This window comes from Streptomyces beijiangensis (assembly GCF_017315755.1).
Lineage (GTDB): Bacteria > Actinomycetota > Actinomycetes > Streptomycetales > Streptomycetaceae > Streptomyces > Streptomyces beijiangensis.
In genome coordinates, this window is sequence record NZ_JAFLRJ010000969.1 from 1 (window position 1) to 352 (window position 352).

2 pseudogenes are annotated in these 352 nt (G+C 67.0%); both read left to right on the top strand.

The window, feature by feature from the left end:
- Window positions 1-211 (top strand): annotated as a pseudogene (locus tag J0695_RS40130) (dCTP deaminase); the annotation flags it as partial.
- Window positions 208-352 (top strand): annotated as a pseudogene (locus J0695_RS44785) (glycosyltransferase); the annotation flags it as partial. The pseudogenes J0695_RS40130 and J0695_RS44785, both read left to right, overlap by 4 nt.

The following is a 352-nucleotide window of genomic DNA, read 5'->3' on the forward strand; positions in this document are numbered from 1 at the left end:
CGGTCACCAGGGCCACGCGATCCGCTGGACCTTGGAAATCCGGGCCGCGAAGCCCGCTCGCGTCTATCCGGGAATGACCTTCGGCAAGCTCGCCTTCCTCACCACCTTGGGCACCCCGGCTAACTACCAGCAGCAGCGCGCCAAGTACGCCGCAACTCAGGGCATCGATATCTCCCGCCTGTACGAAGAGATCTTGCAAGGAGCGCCGTGAGTCCCCTGGTACGCCCGACAGCGGGACCGCTGGCCGCCACCGTGCTCGACCTCCCAGCAGGAAGCCCCGGCGGCAGCGTCGAACTCTTCCTCGACCTCTACACCGGCAGCGATCCCCTCATCCCCGCGCGGGCCTTCATGC